Origin of the sequence: Enterobacter kobei, assembly GCF_001729765.1 — a bacterium.
In the GTDB taxonomy this organism is placed as follows: domain Bacteria; phylum Pseudomonadota; class Gammaproteobacteria; order Enterobacterales; family Enterobacteriaceae; genus Enterobacter; species Enterobacter kobei.
In genome coordinates, this window is the sequence record NZ_CP017181.1 from 1,792,827 (window position 1) to 1,814,556 (window position 21,730).

19 protein-coding genes are annotated in these 21,730 nt (G+C 55.2%); 14 read left to right on the forward strand and 5 right to left on the reverse strand.

Going from position 1 to position 21,730, the window contains the following annotated elements; all coding sequences use genetic code 11:
- Positions 1-9: 9 nt before the first annotated feature.
- Both BFV64_RS08590 and ptsG read left to right on the forward strand, forming a co-directional pair.
- Positions 10-804, forward strand: a complete 795-nt coding sequence (locus BFV64_RS08590) for a metal-dependent hydrolase (RefSeq protein ID WP_045282237.1) — start codon at positions 10-12, stop codon at positions 802-804.
- Between the two features lie 297 nt (positions 805-1,101).
- Positions 1,102-2,535: a PTS glucose transporter subunit IIBC gene (ptsG, locus tag BFV64_RS08595; protein ID WP_014883391.1), complete on the forward strand. Its 1,434-nt coding sequence runs from the start codon at positions 1,102-1,104 to the stop codon at positions 2,533-2,535.
- Positions 2,536-2,633: 98 nt separating this feature from the next.
- Here the strand turns inward: ptsG and fhuE are convergent, their stop codons facing one another.
- Complete coding sequence (gene fhuE, locus BFV64_RS08600) at positions 2,634-4,823, reverse strand: ferric-rhodotorulic acid/ferric-coprogen receptor FhuE (protein ID WP_069601920.1); 2,190 nt, start codon at positions 4,821-4,823, stop codon at positions 2,634-2,636.
- Between the two features lie 350 nt (positions 4,824-5,173).
- Between fhuE and hinT the strand changes: the two genes are divergently transcribed.
- The 8 genes from hinT (at position 5,174) to BFV64_RS08640 (ending at position 11,261) form a co-directional block, all read left to right on the forward strand.
- Positions 5,174-5,533 (forward strand): purine nucleoside phosphoramidase, encoded by a 360-nt coding sequence (gene hinT / locus BFV64_RS08605; protein ID WP_008500786.1) that lies wholly within the window; start codon positions 5,174-5,176, stop codon positions 5,531-5,533.
- Between the two features lies 1 nt (position 5,534).
- Complete coding sequence (locus tag BFV64_RS08610) at positions 5,535-5,909, forward strand: YcfL family putative periplasmic lipoprotein (RefSeq protein ID WP_023332707.1); 375 nt, start codon at positions 5,535-5,537, stop codon at positions 5,907-5,909.
- Positions 5,910-5,919: 10 nt separating this feature from the next.
- Positions 5,920-6,567, forward strand: coding sequence for a penicillin-binding protein activator LpoB (gene lpoB / locus BFV64_RS08615; protein ID WP_014883395.1), 648 nt, complete (start codon positions 5,920-5,922; stop codon positions 6,565-6,567).
- On the forward strand, positions 6,548-7,372 hold the full coding sequence (gene thiK / locus BFV64_RS08620) for a thiamine kinase (protein WP_045282235.1): 825 nt from the start codon (positions 6,548-6,550) through the stop codon (positions 7,370-7,372). Before lpoB ends, thiK begins: the two co-directional genes overlap by 20 nt.
- An 11-nt stretch (positions 7,373-7,383) precedes the next feature.
- Positions 7,384-8,409 (forward strand): beta-N-acetylhexosaminidase, encoded by a 1,026-nt coding sequence (gene nagZ, locus BFV64_RS08625; protein WP_045282245.1) that lies wholly within the window; start codon positions 7,384-7,386, stop codon positions 8,407-8,409.
- A gap of 34 nt (positions 8,410-8,443) precedes the next feature.
- Complete coding sequence (gene ycfP / locus BFV64_RS08630) at positions 8,444-8,986, forward strand: alpha/beta hydrolase YcfP (protein WP_045282234.1); 543 nt, start codon at positions 8,444-8,446, stop codon at positions 8,984-8,986.
- A gap of 237 nt (positions 8,987-9,223) precedes the next feature.
- The gene (locus BFV64_RS08635; RefSeq protein ID WP_023337096.1) at positions 9,224-10,528 is read left to right on the forward strand and encodes an NAD(P)/FAD-dependent oxidoreductase; all 1,305 of its coding nucleotides are present in this window, start codon (positions 9,224-9,226) and stop codon (positions 10,526-10,528) included.
- A gap of 193 nt (positions 10,529-10,721) precedes the next feature.
- A complete protein-coding gene (locus BFV64_RS08640) occupies positions 10,722-11,261 on the forward strand; it encodes a glycine zipper 2TM domain-containing protein (protein WP_008500779.1) in 540 nt (179 codons plus the stop codon).
- A 59-nt stretch (positions 11,262-11,320) separates the two neighbouring features.
- Here the strand turns inward: BFV64_RS08640 and comR are convergent, their stop codons facing one another.
- Positions 11,321-11,956, reverse strand: a complete 636-nt coding sequence (gene comR, locus BFV64_RS08645; protein WP_014883400.1) for a TetR family copper-responsive transcriptional repressor ComR — start codon at positions 11,954-11,956, stop codon at positions 11,321-11,323.
- 244 nt (positions 11,957-12,200) lie between these two features.
- On the opposite strand from comR, the gene bhsA reads away from it, so the two are divergent.
- The gene (gene bhsA, locus BFV64_RS08650; protein ID WP_023332711.1) at positions 12,201-12,458 is read left to right on the forward strand and encodes a multiple stress resistance protein BhsA; all 258 of its coding nucleotides are present in this window, start codon (positions 12,201-12,203) and stop codon (positions 12,456-12,458) included.
- Between the two features lie 73 nt (positions 12,459-12,531).
- Here bhsA and ldtC read toward each other — a convergent pair whose 3' ends face one another.
- The 3 genes from ldtC to BFV64_RS08665 form a co-directional block, all read right to left on the reverse strand.
- Entirely contained in the window at positions 12,532-13,497 is a 966-nt protein-coding gene (ldtC, locus tag BFV64_RS08655; RefSeq protein WP_045282233.1) for a L,D-transpeptidase LdtC, read from the reverse strand.
- Between the two features lie 148 nt (positions 13,498-13,645).
- Positions 13,646-17,092 carry a transcription-repair coupling factor gene (mfd, locus tag BFV64_RS08660; RefSeq protein WP_045282232.1) on the reverse strand — a complete coding sequence of 1,149 codons (3,447 nt, stop codon included), beginning with the start codon at positions 17,090-17,092 and terminating at the stop codon, positions 13,646-13,648.
- Between the two features lie 150 nt (positions 17,093-17,242).
- Positions 17,243-18,316, reverse strand: a complete 1,074-nt coding sequence (locus BFV64_RS08665) for an acyltransferase family protein (protein ID WP_045282231.1) — start codon at positions 18,314-18,316, stop codon at positions 17,243-17,245.
- Between the two features lie 258 nt (positions 18,317-18,574).
- Here BFV64_RS08665 and lolC point away from each other — a divergent pair, with 258 nt between their 5' ends.
- From lolC to lolE, 3 genes are read left to right on the forward strand one after another with little or no spacing between them, the layout of a single operon-like run.
- Positions 18,575-19,774, forward strand: coding sequence for a lipoprotein-releasing ABC transporter permease subunit LolC (gene lolC, locus BFV64_RS08670; protein ID WP_014883405.1), 1,200 nt, complete (start codon positions 18,575-18,577; stop codon positions 19,772-19,774).
- A complete protein-coding gene (lolD, locus tag BFV64_RS08675) occupies positions 19,767-20,468 on the forward strand; it encodes a lipoprotein-releasing ABC transporter ATP-binding protein LolD (RefSeq protein ID WP_023332716.1) in 702 nt (233 codons plus the stop codon). The genes lolC and lolD overlap by 8 nt, the downstream gene beginning before the upstream one ends.
- On the forward strand, positions 20,468-21,712 hold the full coding sequence (gene lolE, locus BFV64_RS08680) for a lipoprotein-releasing ABC transporter permease subunit LolE (protein ID WP_014883407.1): 1,245 nt from the start codon (positions 20,468-20,470) through the stop codon (positions 21,710-21,712). The genes lolD and lolE overlap by 1 nt, the downstream gene beginning before the upstream one ends.
- The last annotated feature ends 18 nt before the right edge of the window (positions 21,713-21,730 follow it).

The following is a 21,730-nucleotide window of genomic DNA, read 5'->3' on the forward strand; positions in this document are numbered from 1 at the left end:
AGAGACATTATGTTTTTAGTCGACTCACACTGCCATCTTGATGGCCTGGATTATCAATCCCTTCACAATGACGTGGATGACGTGCTGGCAAAAGCCGCTGCCCGCGATGTGAAATTTTGTCTTGCCGTGGCGACGACGTTGCCGGGGTACCGCGCCATGCGTGAGCTGGTGGGCGTTCGCGATAACGTGGTGTTCTCCTGCGGCGTGCATCCGCTGAACCAGGATGAAGCGTACGATGTTGATGAGTTACGCCGACTGGCTGCGGAAGAGGGCGTCGTGGCGATGGGTGAAACCGGGCTGGACTATTTTTACACGCCAGAAACGAAACCGCGCCAGCAGGAATCTTTCCGCAACCATATCCGCATTGGCCGCGAGCTGAACAAACCGGTCATCGTGCATACCCGTGATGCACGCGCCGATACGCTGGCGATCCTCCAGGAAGAAAAGGTGACGGATTGCGGTGGCGTACTACACTGTTTCACAGAAGACAGAGAAACGGCGGGTAAACTGCTTGATCTAGGGTTTTATATTTCGTTTTCCGGGATCGTGACGTTCCGTAATGCAGAGCAGCTGCGTGATGCTGCGCGTTATGTTCCGCTCGACCGCATTCTGGTAGAAACAGACTCTCCGTATCTGGCACCGGTACCGCATCGCGGGAAAGAGAACCAGCCAGCCATGACGCGAGACGTTGCGGAATACATGGCCGTGCTTAAAGGCGTCAGCATCGAAGAGCTGGCCCGCGTCACGACGGAAAACTTCTCTGCGCTGTTCAATATCGACCCCGCCCGCCTGCAATCTGTCTGATACACCTGTTTTTTTTAGGCTCGTAATTAATAAACAAAACGAGTAAAGTTCACCGCCTCATTTGGGGCGGTGAGGATGTATTTAGACACATCCAGACATGCTTTTTGTAAATAACTGCAAGTTTTTCGTCCGTCTTAAGCTGAAACGTGATAGCCGTCAAACAATCCCAGAGGGAATTATTTTACTCTGTGTAATAAATAAAGGGCGCTTAGATGTCCTGTCCACGGCACGGTACTCCCCCCGGGCCAATGCGTGAAAGCGTAAAAAAAGCACAAATACTCAGGAGCACTCTCAATTATGTTTAAGAATGCATTTGCTAACCTGCAAAAGGTCGGTAAATCGCTGATGCTGCCAGTATCCGTACTGCCTATCGCAGGTATCCTGCTGGGTGTCGGTTCTGCAAACTTCAGCTGGCTGCCAGCCGTAGTTTCCCATGTGATGGCCGAAGCAGGCGGTTCCGTCTTTGCTAACATGCCTCTGATCTTCGCGATCGGTGTGGCGCTGGGCTTCACCAATAACGACGGCGTTTCTGCGCTGGCTGCAGTGGTTGCCTACGGCATCATGGTGAAAACCATGGCTGTGGTTGCGCCTCTGGTTCTGCATTTACCGGCAGAAGAGATTGCCGCGAAACACCTGGCAGACACCGGTGTTCTGGGCGGTATCATCTCCGGTGCGATTGCAGCGTATATGTTTAACCGCTTCTATCGCATCAAGCTGCCTGAGTATCTGGGCTTCTTCGCGGGCAAGCGTTTCGTTCCGATCATCTCTGGTCTGGCAGCGATTTTCACTGGCGTGATCCTGTCCTTCATCTGGCCACCAATCGGTTCCGCGATCCAGACCTTCTCTCAGTGGGCTGCTTACCAGAACCCGGTTGTTGCGTTTGGTATCTACGGCTTCATCGAGCGTTGCCTGGTGCCATTCGGTCTGCACCACATCTGGAACGTTCCATTCCAGATGCAGATTGGTGAATTCACCAACGCAGCAGGCCAGGTATTCCACGGTGATATCCCACGTTACATGGCAGGTGATCCAACTGCAGGCAAACTGTCTGGTGGCTTCCTGTTCAAAATGTACGGCCTGCCGGCAGCTGCGATTGCAATCTGGCACTCTGCTAAACCAGAGAACCGTGCAAAAGTGGGCGGTATCATGATCTCCGCAGCGCTGACCTCTTTCCTGACCGGTATCACCGAGCCGATCGAGTTCTCCTTCATGTTCGTTGCGCCGATTCTGTACGTTATCCACGCGATTCTGGCGGGTCTGGCGTTCCCAATCTGTATCCTGCTGGGTATGCGTGACGGTACGTCCTTCTCTCACGGTCTGATCGACTTTATCGTTCTGTCCGGTAACAGCAGCAAACTGTGGCTGTTCCCAATCGTGGGTGCGTGCTATGCCGTTGTCTACTACACCATCTTCCGCGTGCTGATCAAAGCACTGGACCTGAAAACCCCAGGCCGTGAAGATGCAACTGAAGACAGCAAAGCAGGTGTGACCAGCGAAATGGCTCCGGCCCTGGTTGCAGCGTTCGGTGGCAAAGAGAACATCACTAACCTGGACGCGTGTATCACTCGTCTGCGTGTGAGCGTTGCCGATGTTGCGAAAGTAGACCAGCCGGGTCTGAAAAAACTGGGCGCAGCGGGCGTGGTTGTTGCAGGTTCTGGTGTTCAGGCAATCTTCGGTACTAAATCCGATAACCTGAAAACCGAAATGGATGAGTACATCCGCAACAGCTAAGCTGTGAGCAGGGGAGACTAAGGCAGCCGAATGGCTGCCTTTTTTATTGCTGCTGTTTGTTGTGCCGGGTAAGGCGCAGCCGCCACCCGGCTAAACACTCAGAAGTCGTAGCTCGCGCTCACCGAGACGTTCAGCGGTGCGCCATAAACCACATAAGAGCCGACGTAATCGTAATACTCTTTGTCAAACAGGTTGTTGACGTTAGCCTGGACGGCAAACTCTTTGGTGACCTGATAACGGCTGAACAGGTTAACCAGCCCGTAACTGCCTTGCTCTGCGCGGGATTGTCCCGCCGGGCCGCCGTCCACATCCGTCCACACCTTATTCTGCCAGTTTACGCCACCGCCCACGGTCAGTTCTGGCAGCATTGGCAGTTGATAACGGGTAAACAGCTTCATGGTTGTGCGCGGCTGATCGGAGCTGACTGCGTTGCCGTTTTTATCTTCAGCAATGTAGCGGGTTGCGCCGAACGTTAGCTGCCAGTTATCCGTCAGCGCGCCGTTAAGCTCGAACTCAATCCCTTTACTCACCACACCGTCCAGCGATTCATAAATGGATTCACCGCTCGGCATGTAGGTATAAGTGTTGCTCGCCACGTTATCCTGTTCAATGCGGAAAATTGCCAGCGAGGTGGTCAGGCGGGTATTGAACCAGTCCGCTTTCACACCGGCTTCATAGCTTTTACCCGTGGTTGGGTCGAGGTAACGACCACTGGCATTACGCTTGTCCTGAGGCTGGAAGATTGAGGTATAGCTGACGTAAGTCGACCAGTCTTCATTAATGTCGTAGACCAGGCCCGCGTAAGGCGTGACGTCATCTTTGGTACTTTCCAGACGGGTGTCCGGAGAGCCCGCCGGGTTATAGCGAATGTTATAGTTGGTATAGCGCGCCCCGAGGATCAGGTGCAGCGGATCGGCCAGCGAGAAGCGGGCGGAAGTATAGGCCGATGACTGACGGATGTCGTCCTGGCTGTAGAGCTTCCATGGCGTCCACTGAGGATCGGCAATATCCCCGTTCCAGTTTTTGAAATTACCCACGTCGACCATGCCGTATAACGCATCCGGCATCCTATTGTCATAATGGTTGCGCTGGCGGCTGAAGCTGCCGCCAAACATCATTTCGTGCTGACGGCCAAAGAGATCGAATCCACCACGCAGGAAGGCATCAACCGCATCCTGTTTGCGCTCGCCTTTGTTCCAGCCACCATAGCCCACCATGCCTGCACCGGTCGCTTGATCGGGATAGCCGGACATATACATCAGTTTGCTGTCGAAATTCGTATCAGCATGCATGCCGTTGATGTGGGCTTCCCAGCCGTTGTCAAAGCGCTGAGTCAGGTTGGCGAAAATGCGGGTGTTGTCTTTATCCGAATATGCCCACTTTGGCGCTACGGTCTGGCTACGATCGTAATGGGTTTTACTCCCGTCGCTGTTCCAGGTTGGCAATCCGCCCCAGGTCGGATCCTCGGTGTTGCTTTCCTGGTATTCATAGCCGACAGAAAGGGTCGTGCTGTCGGTCACATCCGCATCCACCACGCCGTAGAGGAATTTTTTACGGTAGTGGTAGTTATCAACAAAGCTGTCGTTATCCTGATAGCCCGTAATCAGGCGGCCGCGTATCTTGCCGGACTCCACCAGCGGCGCCTGCAGATCCAGCACGTAGCGCTGTTTATCCCAGCTACCGTAGCTGGCACTGACATTACCTTTGAATTCATTGCTGTCTGCATGTTTGCGCACCATATTGACATAGGCCGCCGGGTTTCCCGTCCCGGACATCAGGCCGGTTGCGCCGCGTACCACTTCGATACGGTCATAAATCGCGGTATCGGCGGCAGTATCGCCGAAGTTCCACACTTCGCTGATGGAGGTCGGCAGGTCATCGTACGTATAGTTACTCACGAAGAATCCGCGTGAGTAAAATACGGTACGGTCGCTGTCCTGAACCTGCGCCGTCACGCCAGTGGTATTAGTTAACACCTGGCCGATAGACTGCAGGTTTTGATCCGCCATGGGCTGCTGGCTGATGACGCTGACGGACTGCGGAATATCGCGAGGCACGAGGAGCAGTTTGGTCCCGGTGGTGGTGGTCTTGACGCTGTAGTCCCGATCCTGCCCGTCGGACAAGGCAGGCGCGTTATCGAAACTGCCATCAACCACAACGGTATCTTCGTCTGTGGAGGCAGCAAAACTCACGGCTGGCATCAATGCCATAGCAATACAGGCTGCCAGCAACGAAGGCGTTGCGACAGGCTGACGTTGCCCATCCCTGGTATGATGATTGAAAGACATGATCAAACCCTTAAGAACGGTGAAGGTTGGTAGCATCAGTCCCGCGATCGCGGTCTGACGTCGTTTTCTATGTTAAAAATGCGCATGAAAATGCAAATGCGAAATATACGCATTGCCATTAATGCTGTAAACAGATGTGTCGAGCGGAACTGAAATAATGTTTCAGCCAGTGAATACGCCTGAGCGGTCACTCTTCATTCAGCTGATGAAGATTCAGGAAAGAATTCGGGGGAGAAGGTTGAAAGGACAGGAGAAACTCGCTCATACTCTTGGATTGTGTCACACAGTCTTCCCGAGAGTGTGTTATCAGCGGACGCACCACGCCAGATTTTACAAAAAAGGAAAAGGTCATGGCTGAAGAAACGATTTTCAGTAAAATTATCCGTCGCGAAATCCCCTCGGATATCGTCTATCAGGATGAACTGGTGACGGCTTTCCGGGACATTTCCCCCCAGGCACCCACGCACGTCCTTATCATTCCCAATATTCTGATTCCGACCGTAAATGACGTAAAAACCGAGCACGAAGTGGCGTTAGGTCGTATGCTGACGGTGGCGGCGAAAATTGCCGAGCAGGAAGGCATAGCGGAAGACGGTTACCGTCTGATCATGAACTGTAATCGTCATGGCGGCCAGGAAGTTTATCATATTCACATGCATCTGCTGGGTGGACGTCCTCTGGGGCCGATGCTGGCACACAAAGGTCTTTGACATGTTTAAAGGGCGTATTGCAGCGCTGGTAATGACGATGATGATTGTGGGATGCAGCACGCGCCCGGCGATCCCCGTGAGCGATGAACAGACGCTGGTGATGGAGTCCTCCGTGCTGGCGGCGGGTATTACGGCGCAACAGCCCGCGTTAACCGTCAGTGAAATTAAGTCTTCAGCCTCCTCTGCGCTCTTTAACGAACGAAATGAACCCGTGACGGTCCACTACCGTTTTTTCTGGTATGACGTAAGAGGTCTTGAAATGCATCCGCTGGAGGCGCCGCGCAGCGTCACCCTTCCGGCGAGGTCGTCGGTAACGATCTATGACAGCGCCAGCTATTTGGGTGCACATAAGGTAAGACTTTATCTTTATCTGTAAGGGGTGAACTTTGATTAAAAATTTGAGCCGTTATGCTCTCGTGACAGCTTTCGCTCTGTTTCTGGCAGGGTGTGTGACCCGTACTGAACAGCCTGCACCTGTAGAAGAGGCTAAACCGGGTACTGAGCAGCCGACAACGCCAACGGAGCCACAGCCAACCGTGCCGTCTGTACCGTCCATTCCGTCACAGCCTGGTCCAATTGAGCACCCGGACCAGACGTCACAGCCTACGCCGCGCGTGCGCCATTATGACTGGAACGGTGCAATGCAACCGATGGTCGGTAAAATGCTGCAGGCACAGGGCGTGACGGCAGGCGGCGTGCTGCTGGTCGACAGCGTTAACAACCGTACTAACGGTTCGCTGAACGCGGGCGAAGCGACGGAAACCCTGCGCAATGCCCTGGCGAACAACGGCAAGTTTACGCTGGTCTCTGCTCAGCAGCTTGCGGTGGCCAAACAGCAACTCGGCCTGTCGCCGCAGGATAGCCTCGGCACCCGCAGCAAGGCGATTGGGATTGCCCGCAACGTTGGCGCCCAGTATGTGCTGTACTCTAATGCGACCGGCAACGTGAATACCCCAGCCCTGCAGATGCAGCTGATGCTGGTTCAGACAGGCGAAATTATCTGGTCAGGTAAAGGTGCGGTTACGCAACAATGACAGCACGCGTGATGCGATCCTGACGCGCTATTTTCCGCAGTACCGCCTTATCGCGCCGCAGGCCCACTCCGGGCTTGGCGGCGCGAGTTGTATTCTGGAGCAGGGTGCGCACCGTCTGGTCTTACGGCATAATCACGATCCCTTCGCGCCCGCTTTCCATTTTCGTCGTCAGTTTCGTGCCCTCAGACGTCTTCCGTCGGATCTCGTGCCGGAACCCCGTTTTTTCCGACAGGGCTGGATGGCCGTCGACTATCTTGAGGGCGAGGTGAAAAGCGCGCTGCCGGACACCCCGGAGCTCGCGGCGATGCTGTATCATCTGCACCAGCAACAGCGTCTGGGGTGGCGAATCGCGTTACTTCCGCTGCTTGAGCACTACTGGCAGCAAGCCTCCCCGAAAAGACGTACCCCAGTCTGGCTTGCGCATCTCAAACGGCTGCGTAAAGCGGGCGAGCCGCAACCGATTCGGCTCTCACCGTTACATATGGATGTGCACGCCGGGAACATTGTGCATACGTCAGGAGGAGCCAGACTTATTGACTGGGAATATGCCGGAGACGGCGATGTGGCGCTGGAGTTGGCCGCGGTCTGGACGGAAAGTGACGCCGCGCGGCTGACGCTCATCAGAGAGTATGCCAGAGTAGCGCATATTGACGCCGACGCGCTGGCTCGTCAGGTGAGACGCTGGCGACCCTGGGTCATTATGCTGATGGCGGGCTGGTTTGAAATGCGCCTTCAGCAGTCCAGAGAAAAACAATTTATTGCGCTGGCAAACGATGCCTGGCGTCAGTTACAAACGAAAGGATAAGAGAGGTGAGTGTGGGTCCAGTCATGTTGAATGTTGAAGGGTTTGAGCTGGATGCGGAGGAGCGTGACATTCTGGCGCATCCGCTGGTTGGCGGCCTGATCCTGTTTACCCGCAACTATCACGATCCGGCGCAGTTGCGTGAACTGGTGCGTCAGATCCGCGCGGCATCGCGCAATCATCTGGTGGTGGCCGTCGATCAGGAAGGTGGACGCGTGCAGCGTTTTCGCGACGGTTTTACCCGTTTGCCGGCTGCCCAGTCTTTTGCCGCGCTGCTCGGTACGGAAGAGGGGGGCAAACTGGCGCAGGAAGCGGGCTGGCTGATGGCCTGCGAGATGATAGCCATGGATATCGATATCAGTTTTGCCCCGGTACTTGATGTGGGCCATATCAGCGCCGCTATTGGCGAGCGCTCATACCATGAAGATCCGCGTATTGCGCTGGCAATGGCGACCCGATTTATCGACGGGATGCACGATGCAGGTATGAAAACCACCGGCAAACACTTCCCGGGCCACGGGGCCGTGACGGCGGATTCCCACAAAGAGACCCCGCGCGATCCGCGCCCGGAAGCGGAAATTCGTGCCAAAGATATGTCGGTGTTCCGTTCACTTATCACCGATAACAAACTTGACGCTATCATGCCTGCCCACGTGATTTACAGCGACGTCGACCCGCGGCCGGCCAGTGGCTCTCCGCACTGGCTGAAAACCGTATTGCGCCAGGAGCTGGGTTTCAATGGCGTGATTTTCTCCGACGATTTGTCGATGGAAGGGGCGGCAATTATGGGCAGCTATGCAGAACGCGGTCAGGCGTCGCTGGACGCAGGTTGCGATATGATCCTGGTCTGCAATAATCGTAAAGGGGCTGTTAGCGTGCTGGATAACCTGTCGCCGATCAATGCAGAGCGTGTTACACAATTGTATCATAAAGGTTCATTTAGCCGTCAGGATCTGATGGATTCGGCGCGCTGGAAGACGGTCAACGCCCGGCTTGAAGACCTGAATGAGCGCTGGCAGGCGCACAAAGCCAGCCTGTAATCCCTCCCGGAAGGCGTAGCATGGTGAGAAGACAATGATCATCTATTTACACGGTTTTGACTCAAACAGTCCAGGTAATCATGAGAAGGTGTTGCAGCTGCAGTTTATCGATCCCGATGTCCGGTTGATCAGCTACAGCACGCGCCATCCGAAGCATGATATGCAGCATCTGCTCAAAGAAGTGGACAAGATGCTGCAGCTTAATATCGACGATCGCCCGCTGATTTGCGGCGTGGGCCTGGGTGGCTACTGGGCAGAGCGGATTGGTTTTCTGTGCGACATTCGCCAGGTTGTATTTAATCCTAACCTTTTCCCGAATGAGAACATGGAAGGCAAAATTGACCGCCCGGAAGAGTACGTCGATATTGCCACCAAGTGCGTCAGTAATTTTCGCGATAAAAACCGCGACCGGTGTCTGGTGATCCTTTCGCGTAATGATGAGGCGCTCAACAGCCAACGGGCTGCGGAGCTTCTGCATCATTACTATGAGATTGTCTGGGATGAAGAACAGACCCATAAGTTCAAGAACATCTCCCCACATCTGCAGCGCATAAAAGCCTTTAAAACGCTGGGCTAAGTCACAGTCAGTCACCTCCGGAACCCGGTCGCTAATGCGTACCGGGTTTCTTTTTGTCCAGAATTGTCTACTTTTAAGCCATCAAAACTTGATGCATATCAATTTTGGTATGACCAATGCGCCTGACGTGGTATTCTCAATTCACCTGAATGGTTTCAGTGCTGTAACCTGTTGTTAATTAAGGGTTATTTTTATAACTTTTAATTAACAATTGGTTAATAATTTGAGGGGGTCACGTTGACTACGCCATTGAAAAAGATAGTGATTGTAGGCGGTGGTGCTGGCGGGCTGGAGCTGGCCACACAATTGGGTAAGAAGCTGGGTCGCGGTAAAAAAGCCAAAATCACGCTGGTGGATCGTAACCACAGTCACCTGTGGAAACCGTTGCTGCACGAAGTGGCGACCGGATCGCTGGATGAGGGCGTGGACGCGCTGAGCTATCTGGCGCACGCACGCAATCACCATTTCCAGTTCCAGCTGGGTTCCGTGGTGGATATCAACCGTGAAAGCAAAACCATCACCCTGGCAGAGCTGCGTGATGAAAAAGGCGAGCTGCTGGTTCCTGAACGCAAACTGGCGTATGACACGCTGGTAATGGCGCTGGGCAGTACCTCTAACGATTTCAACACGCCGGGCGTGAAAGAGCACTGTATCTTCCTTGATAACCCGCACCAGGCACGTCGTTTCCATCAGGAGATGCTGAACCTGTTCCTGAAGTACACCAATAACATGGGTGCGAATGGCAAGGTTAACATTGCCATTGTCGGCGGCGGGGCAACGGGGGTAGAGCTCTCTGCTGAGCTGCACAATGCGGTGAAACAGCTGCACAGCTACGGCTATAAAGGGTTAACAAACGACGCGCTGAACGTCACGCTGGTCGAAGCCGGTGAACGCATCCTCCCGGCGCTGCCTCCGCGTATCTCCGGTGCGGCGCACAATGAACTCACCAAACTGGGTGTGCGGGTGCTGACACAGACGATGGTGACCAGCGCCGACGAAGGCGGTCTGCACACCAAAGACGGCGAGTACATCAAAGCGGATCTGATGGTCTGGGCGGCAGGTATCAAAGCGCCTGATTTTATGAAAGATATCGGTGGTCTGGAAACGAACCGCATTAACCAGCTGGTGACGGAGCCAACGCTGCAAACCACGCGCGACCCGGAAATCTTTGCGATTGGCGACTGTGCTTCCTGCGCGCGCCCTGAAGGTGGCTTCGTGCCGCCGCGTGCTCAGGCTGCACACCAGATGGCAAGCCTGGTGCTGCATAATATTCTGGCGCAGTACAAAGGCAAACCGATGAAGACGTATGTCTATAAAGACCACGGCTCTCTGGTATCGCTGTCCAACTTCTCTACCGTCGGTAGCCTGATGGGTAACCTGATGCGTGGCTCGATGATGGTAGAAGGGCGCATAGCACGCTTTGTCTATATTTCACTGTACCGTATGCACCAGATCGCACTGCACGGCTACTTCAAAACGGGTCTGATGATGCTGGTGGGCAGAATCAACCGCGTCATCCGTCCGCGTCTTAAACTCCACTAATCTTTCACTCCCTCCGGGCCCTCCGGAGGGAGTTTTTAGCATATCATGCTGCCCGTCATGGATTAGGTGCTTAAGAGTTCTCCTAAACATGATATATCCCTCTCCAGTGTCCACTTTTTGATCCTTTGTCTTATTGGCGAAGCCGTGGCTTCATTGCAAAATTGTTACCAATAGCAACAAAGGAGGAAGTCCCGTGAATAAATCTATGTTGGCGGGTATAGGGATTGGTGTCGCAGCGGCGTTAGGTGTGGCTGCTGTTGCCAGTCTCAACGTATTAGATCGCGGCCCGCAGTATGCGCAGGTGGTTTCTGCTACTCCCATTAAAGAAACCGTAAAAACCCCTCGTCAGGAGTGCCGTAACGTCTCCGTGACCCACCGTCGTCCGGTACAGGATGAAAACCGTATTGCCGGCTCTGTTCTGGGTGCAGTAGCGGGTGGGGTAATTGGTCACCAGTTTGGCGGTGGCCGGGGTAAAGATGTCGCGACCGTCGTTGGTGCGCTGGGTGGCGGCTATGCCGGCAACCAGGTGCAGGGTGCGATGCAGGATAACGATACTTACACCACGACTCAGCAGCGTTGTAAAACCGTCTATGACAAGTCGGAGAAAATGCTGGGTTATGACGTGACCTACAAAATTGGCGATCAGCAGGGCAAAATCCGTATGGATAAAGACCCAGGAACGCAAATCCCACTGGATGGAAATGGCCAGCTGGTACTGAATAACAAAGTGTAAAAAAGATGTTCTCTGAACTTAGCTCCTCAAGCGCTCAGGCTGAGGAGCTTTTTTTTACCTCAAATTTTGAGGAGTTCAGGCCACAAGCGTAGTGTGGTTTCGGTTATATTCTGCAGTTTTTCCAGCGTCGCGCCTTCACGCGCGCTGATCGACATACCCTGCAAAATACAGCTCAGGTACTGCGCCAGCATCTGCGGCTGACAATGCGCGGGAATTTCACCGCGCTGCTGGCGTTGAGCCAGAAATGCGCTGAGGGTCTCTTCCTGCATGGCATGACGCGATTTCACCGTATTGGCGATCTCTTTCGACGCTGCCGCCAGGGTGGCGGAGGTGTTAATCATAAAGCAGCCCGCGGGTGTATCTTTACTGGTGAAGCAGGTGGCAACGGCGGTGAAGTAATCCCGTAGCGCCTGTTCAACGCTTTTCTCTTCACAAAACAGCTGGGCTTCGTGTTTCGCTGCAAAGCGCGAAATGTATCTGTCCAGCACTGCCCTGAACAGCCCCTCTTTGTTGGTAAATTCAGCATAGAGCGTCGGTGCTTTGGCGCCGGTGGCTTCTACCAGATCGGAAAGCGAGGTCGCTTCATACCCATGTTGCCAGAAGAGAGTCATGGCCTTATCAAGCGCTGCATCCCTGTCAAACACTTTTGGTCGGCCACGGCTTTTCTTCGCACAACTCGTGACGTCGGTTGTCATTTGCCGTTGGTCCTCTGTTGATTTGTTGAATAACCATTATAAAAATAAACGCAACCCACCACCAGTGCAGAATGCTTAAAAATAAATTAATCATATATGTATGAAAATTAACGACTTTAAAAATTAATTAATGCTCGTTATAAAATTGTGTTGACGCGTGAGCTGGATCACATTTATGATTTACCTATCGATCGTTAACTAAATCGCTAACGACCTCCAAATTCATCTGCCAAAGGTAAACATCATGAAAAACGTAAAAACCCTCATCGCTGCAGCCGTACTGAGTTCACTTTCTTTCGCAAGCTTTGCTGCTGTACAAGTTCAGTCAACGCCAGCCGATCAGCATAAAGTCGGGACGATCTCTGCGTCTGCCGGGACTAACCTGGGTTCACTGGAAGATCAGCTGGCACAAAAAGCGGAAGCAATGGGTGCAAAATCCTACCGCATCACCTCTGTGACCGGTCCTAACACGCTGCACGGCACGGCTGTCATCTACAAATAAGCCGGGCATAAACCCTCATTTATGCCACTGCAATAAAAAACGCCCTGCTAAGCAGGGCGTTTTGCGTTCTGTTTTACATCGACTGCTGAACGATATCGTGATGCCGGGTGACATCGGTCGGCATGCCTGACCGGGCCTCCATCGCACGTTCCATCACCTGGCTCTCGGTATTCGCATTCGTTTTAAAGCTCACCATCGCAGCATCTAGGTTAATGGGTAACGTCTGCGGATCGTCGCCGATATTTTTTGAGAGCGGCTGGTGAATCTCGACCAGTCGTACGCCGCCCGGCTCCTCAGAGACTTTAATCGGCGTATTGATAATATTCACTTTAGTCCCTGGCGTAACGACGTTGAACAGCGTTTTGATATCGTCATCGCGCAGACGAATACAGCCGGAGCTGACGCGCATGCCGATGCCAAAGTCGGCATTCGTTCCGTGCAGCAGGTAAACCCCACCGTATGCCGCCAGGCGGATCGCGTGGTGCCCCATTGGGTTATCCGGGCCAGCCGGAACAACCGCGGGAAGATCGATGCCCTGGGCTTTATAACGGGCGCGAATGTTGGCCGTTGGCGTCCAGGTTGGATTCGCCCGTTTATCCGAGACGGTCGTCACCATCGTCGGTGTCAGGGTGTCGCCGCCCAGTTGACCGATACCGATAGGGTAGACGGTCACTTCATTTTTACCCGGCGGATAATAATAGAGACGTAACTCAGCCAGGTTTATGACGATCCCCTCGCGCGGGGCATCCGGCAGGAGAGTTTGTAACGGGATCGTCAGTACGCTGCCCGCGCGCGGGACATACGGATCGACGCCGGGGTTCGCCTGCAGCAGAGCCAGAAAACCGACGTTATATTTTTTGGCAATGGCTTCCAGTGAACCGCCATTATTTTCAACCACATGAAAGCGGTTTTCCCCGACCAGCTTGCTGCCAGGCGGTGGAAGAGGCCAGGTGTTTGCGCGAGCGGGAAGTGCAACCGCGACGGCGGCAGCCAGCGTAAACAGGGTTATCCAGCGGGTAAAACGCGAAGAGGTCATCATCACCATAATCCATATAAATGATAAGGTTATTGTTTTATAAGGTGTTAATGATAATTATGGCGAAAGGGTGTGTCGGGAAGATCGGGTGAAGTGCAAAGAGTTTGTAAATTGTCCCCCCGGCAGCACTGGCTAACGGGGGGAGGTCAGATTACGCGACCGCGTTCTCTTCGAGCTGCCGCATAAAGTTACGCACCCAGTCCATACGGGTTTTGCGATCCGCCAGCTCCTGGGTAAATTTCAGACGGGTTGGCCCATCCAGGCGGAAATACTGCGGCTGTTTTTGCAGCAGGCCAATCAGCCACATCGGGTTGACGTGGTTCTTCTCGGCGAATTCAATGACGCCGCCTTTTTCATTACCTTCAAGTTTGCGGATCCCCAGCTTCTGCGCCTGCTGGCGCAGCCGCGCGATATCCAGCAGATTTCTCGCCGCATCGGGCAGCAGGCCAAAGCGGTCAATCAGTTCCACTTTGATCTCTTCCAGCTCATTTTCATTCTTCGCGCTGGCAATGCGTTTGTAGAATGACAGGCGGGTATTCACATCAGGAATGAAATCATCCGGCAGCAGGGACGGCATACGCAACTCGACCTCGGTCTGCTGGCTGGTGAGATCTTCCAGCGACGGCTCGCGTCCGGCCTTCAGGGCATCAACCGCGTTTTCCAGCAGCTCCATATAGAGCGAGAAGCCGATGGTTTCCATGGAGCCGCTCTGATCCTCGCCCAGCAGTTCGCCGGCACCACGGATCTCAAGATCGTGCGTGGCCAGCGCAAAGCCTGCACCGAGGTCTTCCAGCGAGGCGATGGCTTCCAGACGCTTTTGCGCGTCGGTGGTCATCGCTTTCGGATGCGGGGTCAATAGCCAGGCGTAAGCCTGATGATGCGAACGGCCGACGCGACCGCGCAGCTGATGAAGCTGCGCCAGACCAAAGTGATCCGCACGCTCAATAATGATGGTATTCGCCGTCGGGATATCAATGCCGGTTTCAATGATGGTGGTACACACCAGTACGTTAAAGCGCTGGTGGTGGAAGTCGTTCATCACCCGCTCCAGCTCGCGCTCGCGCATCTGCCCGTGGCCGATGGCAATACGCGCTTCCGGTACCAGCTCGGCCAGCCTGTCCGCGGCTTTCTGGATATTTTCAACGTCGTTATAAAGATAATAAACCTGGCCCCCGCGCAGTACCTCACGCAGGATCGCCTCGCGTACCACCAGATTATCGTACTCGCGGACAAAGGTTTTCACCGCCAGACGACGCGCCGGTGGTGTGGCGATAATCGACAGATCGCGCATGCCGCTCATCGCCATGTTCAGCGTACGCGGAATTGGCGTTGCGGTCAGGGTCAGAATATCGACGTCGGCGCGCATCGCTTTGATGCGTTCTTTATGGCGCACCCCGAAGCGGTGCTCTTCATCGACGATCAGCAGCCCCAGATCTTTCCACTTCACGTCGCTTTGCAGCAGCTTGTGCGTACCTATCAGAATATCGATTTTGCCTTCGCTTGCCTGTTCGAGGATCTGCGTCTGCTCTTTGGCGCTGCGAAAACGTGACAGCATCTCAATGCGCACCGGCCAGTTGGCGAAACGGTCGCGGAAGTTGTCGAAGTGCTGCTGGGCGAGCAGGGTGGTCGGCACCAGCACCGCCACCTGCTTGTTGTTTTCAACCGCCAGGAAGGCGGCGCGCATCGCCACTTCGGTCTTGCCGAAGCCGACGTCGCCGCAGACTAAGCGGTCCATCGCCAGCGGCTGGCACATGTCGCTCAATACGGCGTTGATGGCCTGGGCCTGATCCGGCGTGGTTTCAAACGGGAAACTGTCGCAGAACAGCTGGTACTGCTCTTTATCATGCTTAAAGGCGAAGCCCTCTTTGGCCGCGCGCTGGGCGTAGATATCCAGCAGCTCGGCCGCCACGTCGCGTACTTTCTCCGCCGCTTTCTGGCGCGCGCGAGCCCAGGCATCGCCGCCCAGCTTGTGCAGCGGGGCGTTATCCTCCGCGCCACCCGCGTATCGGCTGATCAGATGCAGGGATGACACCGGAACATACAGTTTGGCGTCGTTGGCGTAGGTCAGCATCAGGTATTCACCTTTGATGCCGCCGGCTTCCAGCGTGGTCATTCCCTGATAGCGCCCAACGCCATGTTCCAGGTGAACAATGGGCTGGCCCGGATGCAGTTCGGCCAGGTTACGGATCAGCGTGTCCGGGTTAATGGTTCGACGGCTGTCCTGACGGCGCCGCGCGACGCGCTCACCCAGCAGATCGCTTTCGCAAATCAGCGCCAGGTTGTTGAGCGTATCAATAAACCCGTGTTCGGCGGCACCAATCATCAGATAACGGCCGTTTCCGGCCGCGTCGCTGAGGCGCTGAATGCGTTTCGGCGCAACTTTTATTCGCCCCAGCAGCTCGCCGAGTGCTTCGCGGCGGCCTTCACTCTCAACGGAGAACACCACCGGGCCGGTAAAGGACTCCAGGAACTTGCGCAGATTATCCAGCGGCGATTTCTGCTGCGCCTGTACGGCCAGGTCCGGCAGCGTCCGGAAGGCGAGGTTGGTGTTGGCGGCCTTATCGGCAAGCGAATCGGTTTTGAGCTGGATCCGCGGCCAACGCTTCAGCTCCGCATTGAGTTCGTCGGTACGCAGCCACAGCGCTTCCGGCGGCAGCAGCGGACGCATCGGGTCAACGCCCCGGTTTTCGAAGCGGGCGCGGGTTTCGCTTTCGAAACGGCTGGCGCTGGCGTCGATATCGCCGGTGTTCACAATCAGCGTATTTGCCGGGAAGTAGCTGAACAGGGCAGGTAGCGGCTCGTTAAAGAACAACGGCTGCCAGTATTCGATCCCGGCCGGGAGCGTGCCTTTGCTGACCTGCTGATAGATGTGCTCGGCATCACGCTTCACGTCGAACTTATCGCGCCACTGGCTGCGGAACAGTTCGATGGCAGTTTTGTCCGTCGGGAATTCATGTGCGGGCAGTAAGTTAATGGACTCTACTTCCTCCAGCGTGCGCTGGGTGTCGGCGTCGAACACGCGCAGGCTGTCGATTTCATCATCGAAGAAATCGAGACGATACGGCTGGTCGCTGCCCATAGGATACAGATCAAGCAGTGCGCCACGGGTTGCGTATTCCCCGTGCTCCATCACCTGATCGACATGGCGATAGCCGGCACCGTCAAGCTGCTCGCGCAGGGCATCACGGGACAGGCGCTGGCCTTTTTTCATCACCAGCGCATGACCATGCAGATAGCTGTGCGGACAGACGCGCTGCATCAGGGTATTCACCGGCACAATCAGCACACCGCGCTGCATGGTCGGCAACTGGTAGAGCGTCGACAGGCGCGAGGAGATGATCTCCTGATGCGGAGAGAAGCTGTCATACGGCAGCGTTTCCCAGTCGGCCAGGCTGAACACCAGGCTATCGGTGAACTGGCGGATTTCGTCGTGCAGGCGCAGGGCATTTTGCATATCCGGGGCAACAAGCACCACCGGGCCGGGGTGTCGTTCAGCAATTTCTGCCACCAGCGTGGCGCACGCCGCGCCCGTAAGTTCACCCAACTGGCGCTGGTCGCCCGCTTTGACAGGCAAGGAATAACGATAGTGTTCAGGCATGGCTATGTCAGAGTCTCTTATGGATATACCAACAGTATTGGGGCATATCACTGATACGCAATGTCTTTATTATCCTCGATCGTTTTACATAAGCAAATTGTAACCGCACGGGGTGACTTTCCGCCCCCAAAACGGGGGGCGGAGAAGGCATTAGCGGGGGGACGGTGACAGGGAGAGCGTTGACGGAGGAGAGAAGAAAAGATCGCCAAACAGCGCGGTGGAGAGTTTGCGCACCCCGAGCCCGGCAAGGGTGCAGATAAGCAGGCTGGCAAACGGATAGACCAGAATTAAGCCCAGCTCTGCCCAGACCGGCCAGTATGCGGCATTCATCTCGCCAATCAGGAACAGGCTGAAGGCCTCAATGAGGATGCGGTGGGTGGTATAGATCGCAATGGTGTTGGAGCCAATCACGTTCAGCAGATTGTTGGGATGCACGGCGTAACGCTGCTCAATACTGTAGAAAAGCTTCATGATCAACACAATCGACAGCAGGGAAAGCAGGAGAGAAACGTTAGCAAACCACAGCACCACGGAGACGGCGGCGAACGCCCCTGTCGCCAGCCACGTGCGGCGCAGGTTGAAACTTTTCATCCACGCCATCAGCTCTGCGCCATACCACGCTCCGAGGCTGTAGTAGATCATGTTGCGAACTACGCTGTTCATTCCCCACCACGGCAACGGCAGGAAGTTGATCGCGACGCTCGCCAGTGCCAGCAGCCCGAGAACCGGTAGCTTCCAGCGGCTCAGCAGTTTACACAGCGTGAAGTAGACGACCAGAGCATACAGATACCACAGGCTGGTGCTGGCGGTGAGCATACCGCGTACAAATCCTGAGAGGGAATCGGCGTAGGCCGCGTTCGAGGAGGTGGCAAGCTCACGATCGGGCGCCAGCCAGGCATTCAGGTGGGTCAATGCCTGCCATTGCAGAATCCCCCACAGGACCAGAACCCAGACAATGCTCCAGATCCGTTTGTCGAGACTGGTTCGCCAGTTCACCTCATCGATATAACGACGGATCAGATAGCCGGAGATAAAGAAGAATACCGGCATGCGGAATGGGGCGAGGTAGAGATTAAAATAGACCCAACATTTCGCGAGAAGGCCGGATAGCGGGTGTTGCAGCCCGCTCAGGTGCGGATAAAAGGTGATGACCGAATGATAGATAACCACCAGGCAGATACACAGCCCTTTTATCTGGTTAATCCATAATGCTTTTTGCTTCATTGTTCGCGACTACCTTAAATTGCCATAAACGAACGAGCAATTGTTGTGAAATGAAACCGGGATGTAACGGGTAACAGTCTGTATCAGGAGGTTTTTCGGAAAAGGTGGAGGTTGCGAGGCGACAATTCAGACAATAGCACGCTGATTTATCTGAATTTTTCAGAAAAATGATTACCAAAGCTTACGGTTTCAGTCATTTACGCTTAACGGATTCGCTTATATACTCGTGGGTCTGCTATCAGCAAACAGACGGATTTCATGTATCAACCTGTCGCACTCTTCATAGGCTTACGTTACATGCGTGGGCGCGCCGCGGACCGCTTCGGTCGCTTTGTCTCCTGGCTTTCGACTATTGGCATTACGCTCGGCGTGATGGCACTGGTGACGGTCCTTTCCGTCATGAATGGCTTCGAGCGCGAGCTGCAAAACAACATCCTGGGGCTGATGCCGCAGGCCGTTCTCTCCTCCACCAACGGTTCGCTGAACCCGCAACAGCTGCCGGAAAGTGCGGCGAAGTTACAGGGTGTCACGCGCGTTGCGCCGTTAACAACCGGCGACGTGGTGCTGCAAAGCGCCCGCAGCGTGGCGGTCGGCGTCATGCTGGGTATTGACCCTGCACAAAACGATCCGCTGACGCCGTACCTGGTTAACGTGAAGCAGACCGATCTGGCCGCCGGAAAATACAACGTTATTCTGGGTGAGCAGCTTGCCGGCCAGCTTGGCGTCAACCGTGGCGACCAACTGCGTGTGATGGTGCCCTCTGCCAGTCAGTTTACGCCGATGGGGCGCCTGCCAAGCCAGCGCCTGTTTAACGTAATTGGTACCTTTGCCGCCAACAGCGAAGTCGATGGTTATCAGATGCTGGTTAACATTCAGGATGCTTCGCGCCTGATGCGTTACCCGGCAGGGAACATCACGGGCTGGCGCCTGTGGCTCGACGCGCCGCTGAAGGTTGATACCCTCAGCCAGCAAAAACTGCCGGACGGCACCAAATGGCAGGACTGGCGCGAACGTAAAGGCGAACTGTTCCAGGCCGTGCGTATGGAAAAAAACATGATGGGGCTGCTGTTGAGCCTGATCGTGGCCGTGGCCGCTTTTAACATCATCACTTCGCTGGGTCTGATGGTGATGGAAAAGCAGGGCGAGGTCGCCATCCTGCAAACCCAGGGGCTCACGCCGCGCCAGATCATGGCGGTCTTTATGGTGCAGGGTGCCAGCGCCGGGATTATCGGCGCGCTGCTGGGGGCGGGGCTCGGCGCATTGCTTGCCAGCCAGCTTAATAATTTAATGCCGATCATCGGCGCGCTGCTTGATGGCGCGGCGCTGCCGGTGGCTATCGAGCCGCTGCAGGTTATCGGTATTGCGCTGGCCGCGATGGCCATTGCGCTGCTTTCGACGCTTTATCCTTCCTGGCGCGCTGCCGCCACTCAACCCGCTGAGGCTTTACGTTATGAATAAGATCCTGTTGCAATGCGACAACCTGTCCAAACGCTATCAGGAAGGCGCTGTGCAGACCGACGTGCTGCACAATGTGAGCTTCAGCGTGGGCGAAGGCGAGATGATGGCGATTGTCGGCAGCTCCGGCTCGGGCAAAAGTACGCTGCTGCACCTGCTCGGCGGGCTGGATACCCCAACCAGCGGCGACGTGATTTTTTCCGGCCAGCCGATGAGCAAAATGTCCTCAGCGGCGAAGGCCGAGCTGCGTAATCGCGAGCTGGGCTTTATCTACCAGTTCCACCACCTGCTGCCGGATTTCACGGCGCTGGAAAACGTGGCGATGCCGTTGCTGATTGGCAAAAAGAAACCGGCAGAAATTAACGCCCGCGCCAGCGACATGCTGAACGCAGTAGGGCTGGGTCATCGTGGCAATCACCGTCCGTCGGAGCTTTCCGGCGGCGAACGTCAGCGCGTGGCCATTGCCCGTGCGTTGGTCAACAACCCGCGTCTGGTGCTGGCGGATGAACCGACCGGTAACCTGGATGCGCGTAATGCGGACAGTATTTTCCAGCTTTTAGGTGAACTTAACGCCTCGCAGGGCACCGCGTTTCTGGTGGTCACCCACGATCTGCAGCTGGCAAAACGCATGGGGCGCCAGCTTGAAATGCGCGACGGTCATCTGAATGCAGAACTGACCCTGATGGGAGCGGAGTAATGGCTTCACCGTTATCGTTACTCATCGGGTTACGCTTTAGCCGCGGTCGCCGTCGCGGCGGCATGGTGTCGCTCATCTCCGTCATCTCGACCATCGGTATTGCGCTGGGCGTGGCGGTGTTGATTGTCGGCCTGAGCGCCATGAACGGCTTCGAGCGCGAACTGAATAACCGCATTCTGGCGGTGGTACCGCACGGGGAAATCGAGCCGGTTAACCAGCCCTGGACCCACTGGAGCGATGCGCTCAACAAAGTAGAGAAAGTCCCGGGCATCGCTGCTGCCGCGCCCTATATCAACTTTACCGGGCTGGTGGAGAGCGGGGTAAACCTGCGTGCCATCCAGGTGAAAGGGGTGAACCCTGCCCAGGAAGAGCGTCTGAGCGCGCTGCCGAAATATGTGCAGAACGGCGCGTGGGCAAACTTTAAGGCCGGCGAGCAGCAGATCATCATGGGCAAAGGCGTTGCAGATGCCCTGAAGGTGAAGCAGGGCGACTGGGTGTCGATCATGATCCCGAACGCCAGCGCCGATCACAAATTGCAGCAGCCGAAACGCGTGCGCCTGCACGTCACCGGTATTCTTCAGCTGAGCGGTCAGCTTGACCATAGCTTTGCGATGGTGCCGATGGAAGATGCGCGGCAGTATCTCGACATGGGCGACAGTGTGACGGGCATTGCCATTAAGGTGAACGACGTCTTTAATGCCAACAAACTGGTACGCGACGCGGGCAGCGTGACCAATAACTATGTTTACATCAAAAGCTGGATCGGCACTTACGGGTATATGTACCGTGATATCCAGATGATCCGCGCGATTATGTATCTGGCGATGGTGCTGGTGATTGGCGTCGCGTGCTTTAATATCGTCTCGACGCTGGTGATGGCAGTCAAGGACAAGAGCGGTGACATTGCCGTGCTGAGAACGCTCGGGGCGAAAGACGGTCTTATTCGCGCCATCTTCGTCTGGTACGGTTTGCTGGCAGGATTGTTCGGCAGCCTTTGTGGCGTGGTGATTGGCGTGGTGGTTTCCCTGCAGCTGACGCCAATTATCAACGGCATTGAAAAGCTTATTGGTCACCAGTTCCTGTCGGGTGATATCTATTTTATTGACTTCCTGCCGTCTGAATTGCACTGGCTGGACGTTTTTTATGTGCTGGTTACAGCACTTTTACTGAGTCTGCTGGCAAGCTGGTATCCGGCGCGTCGCGCAAGCCGAATTGATCCGGCGAGGGTATTAAGTGGCCAGTAATTACGTCATGATCTAGCG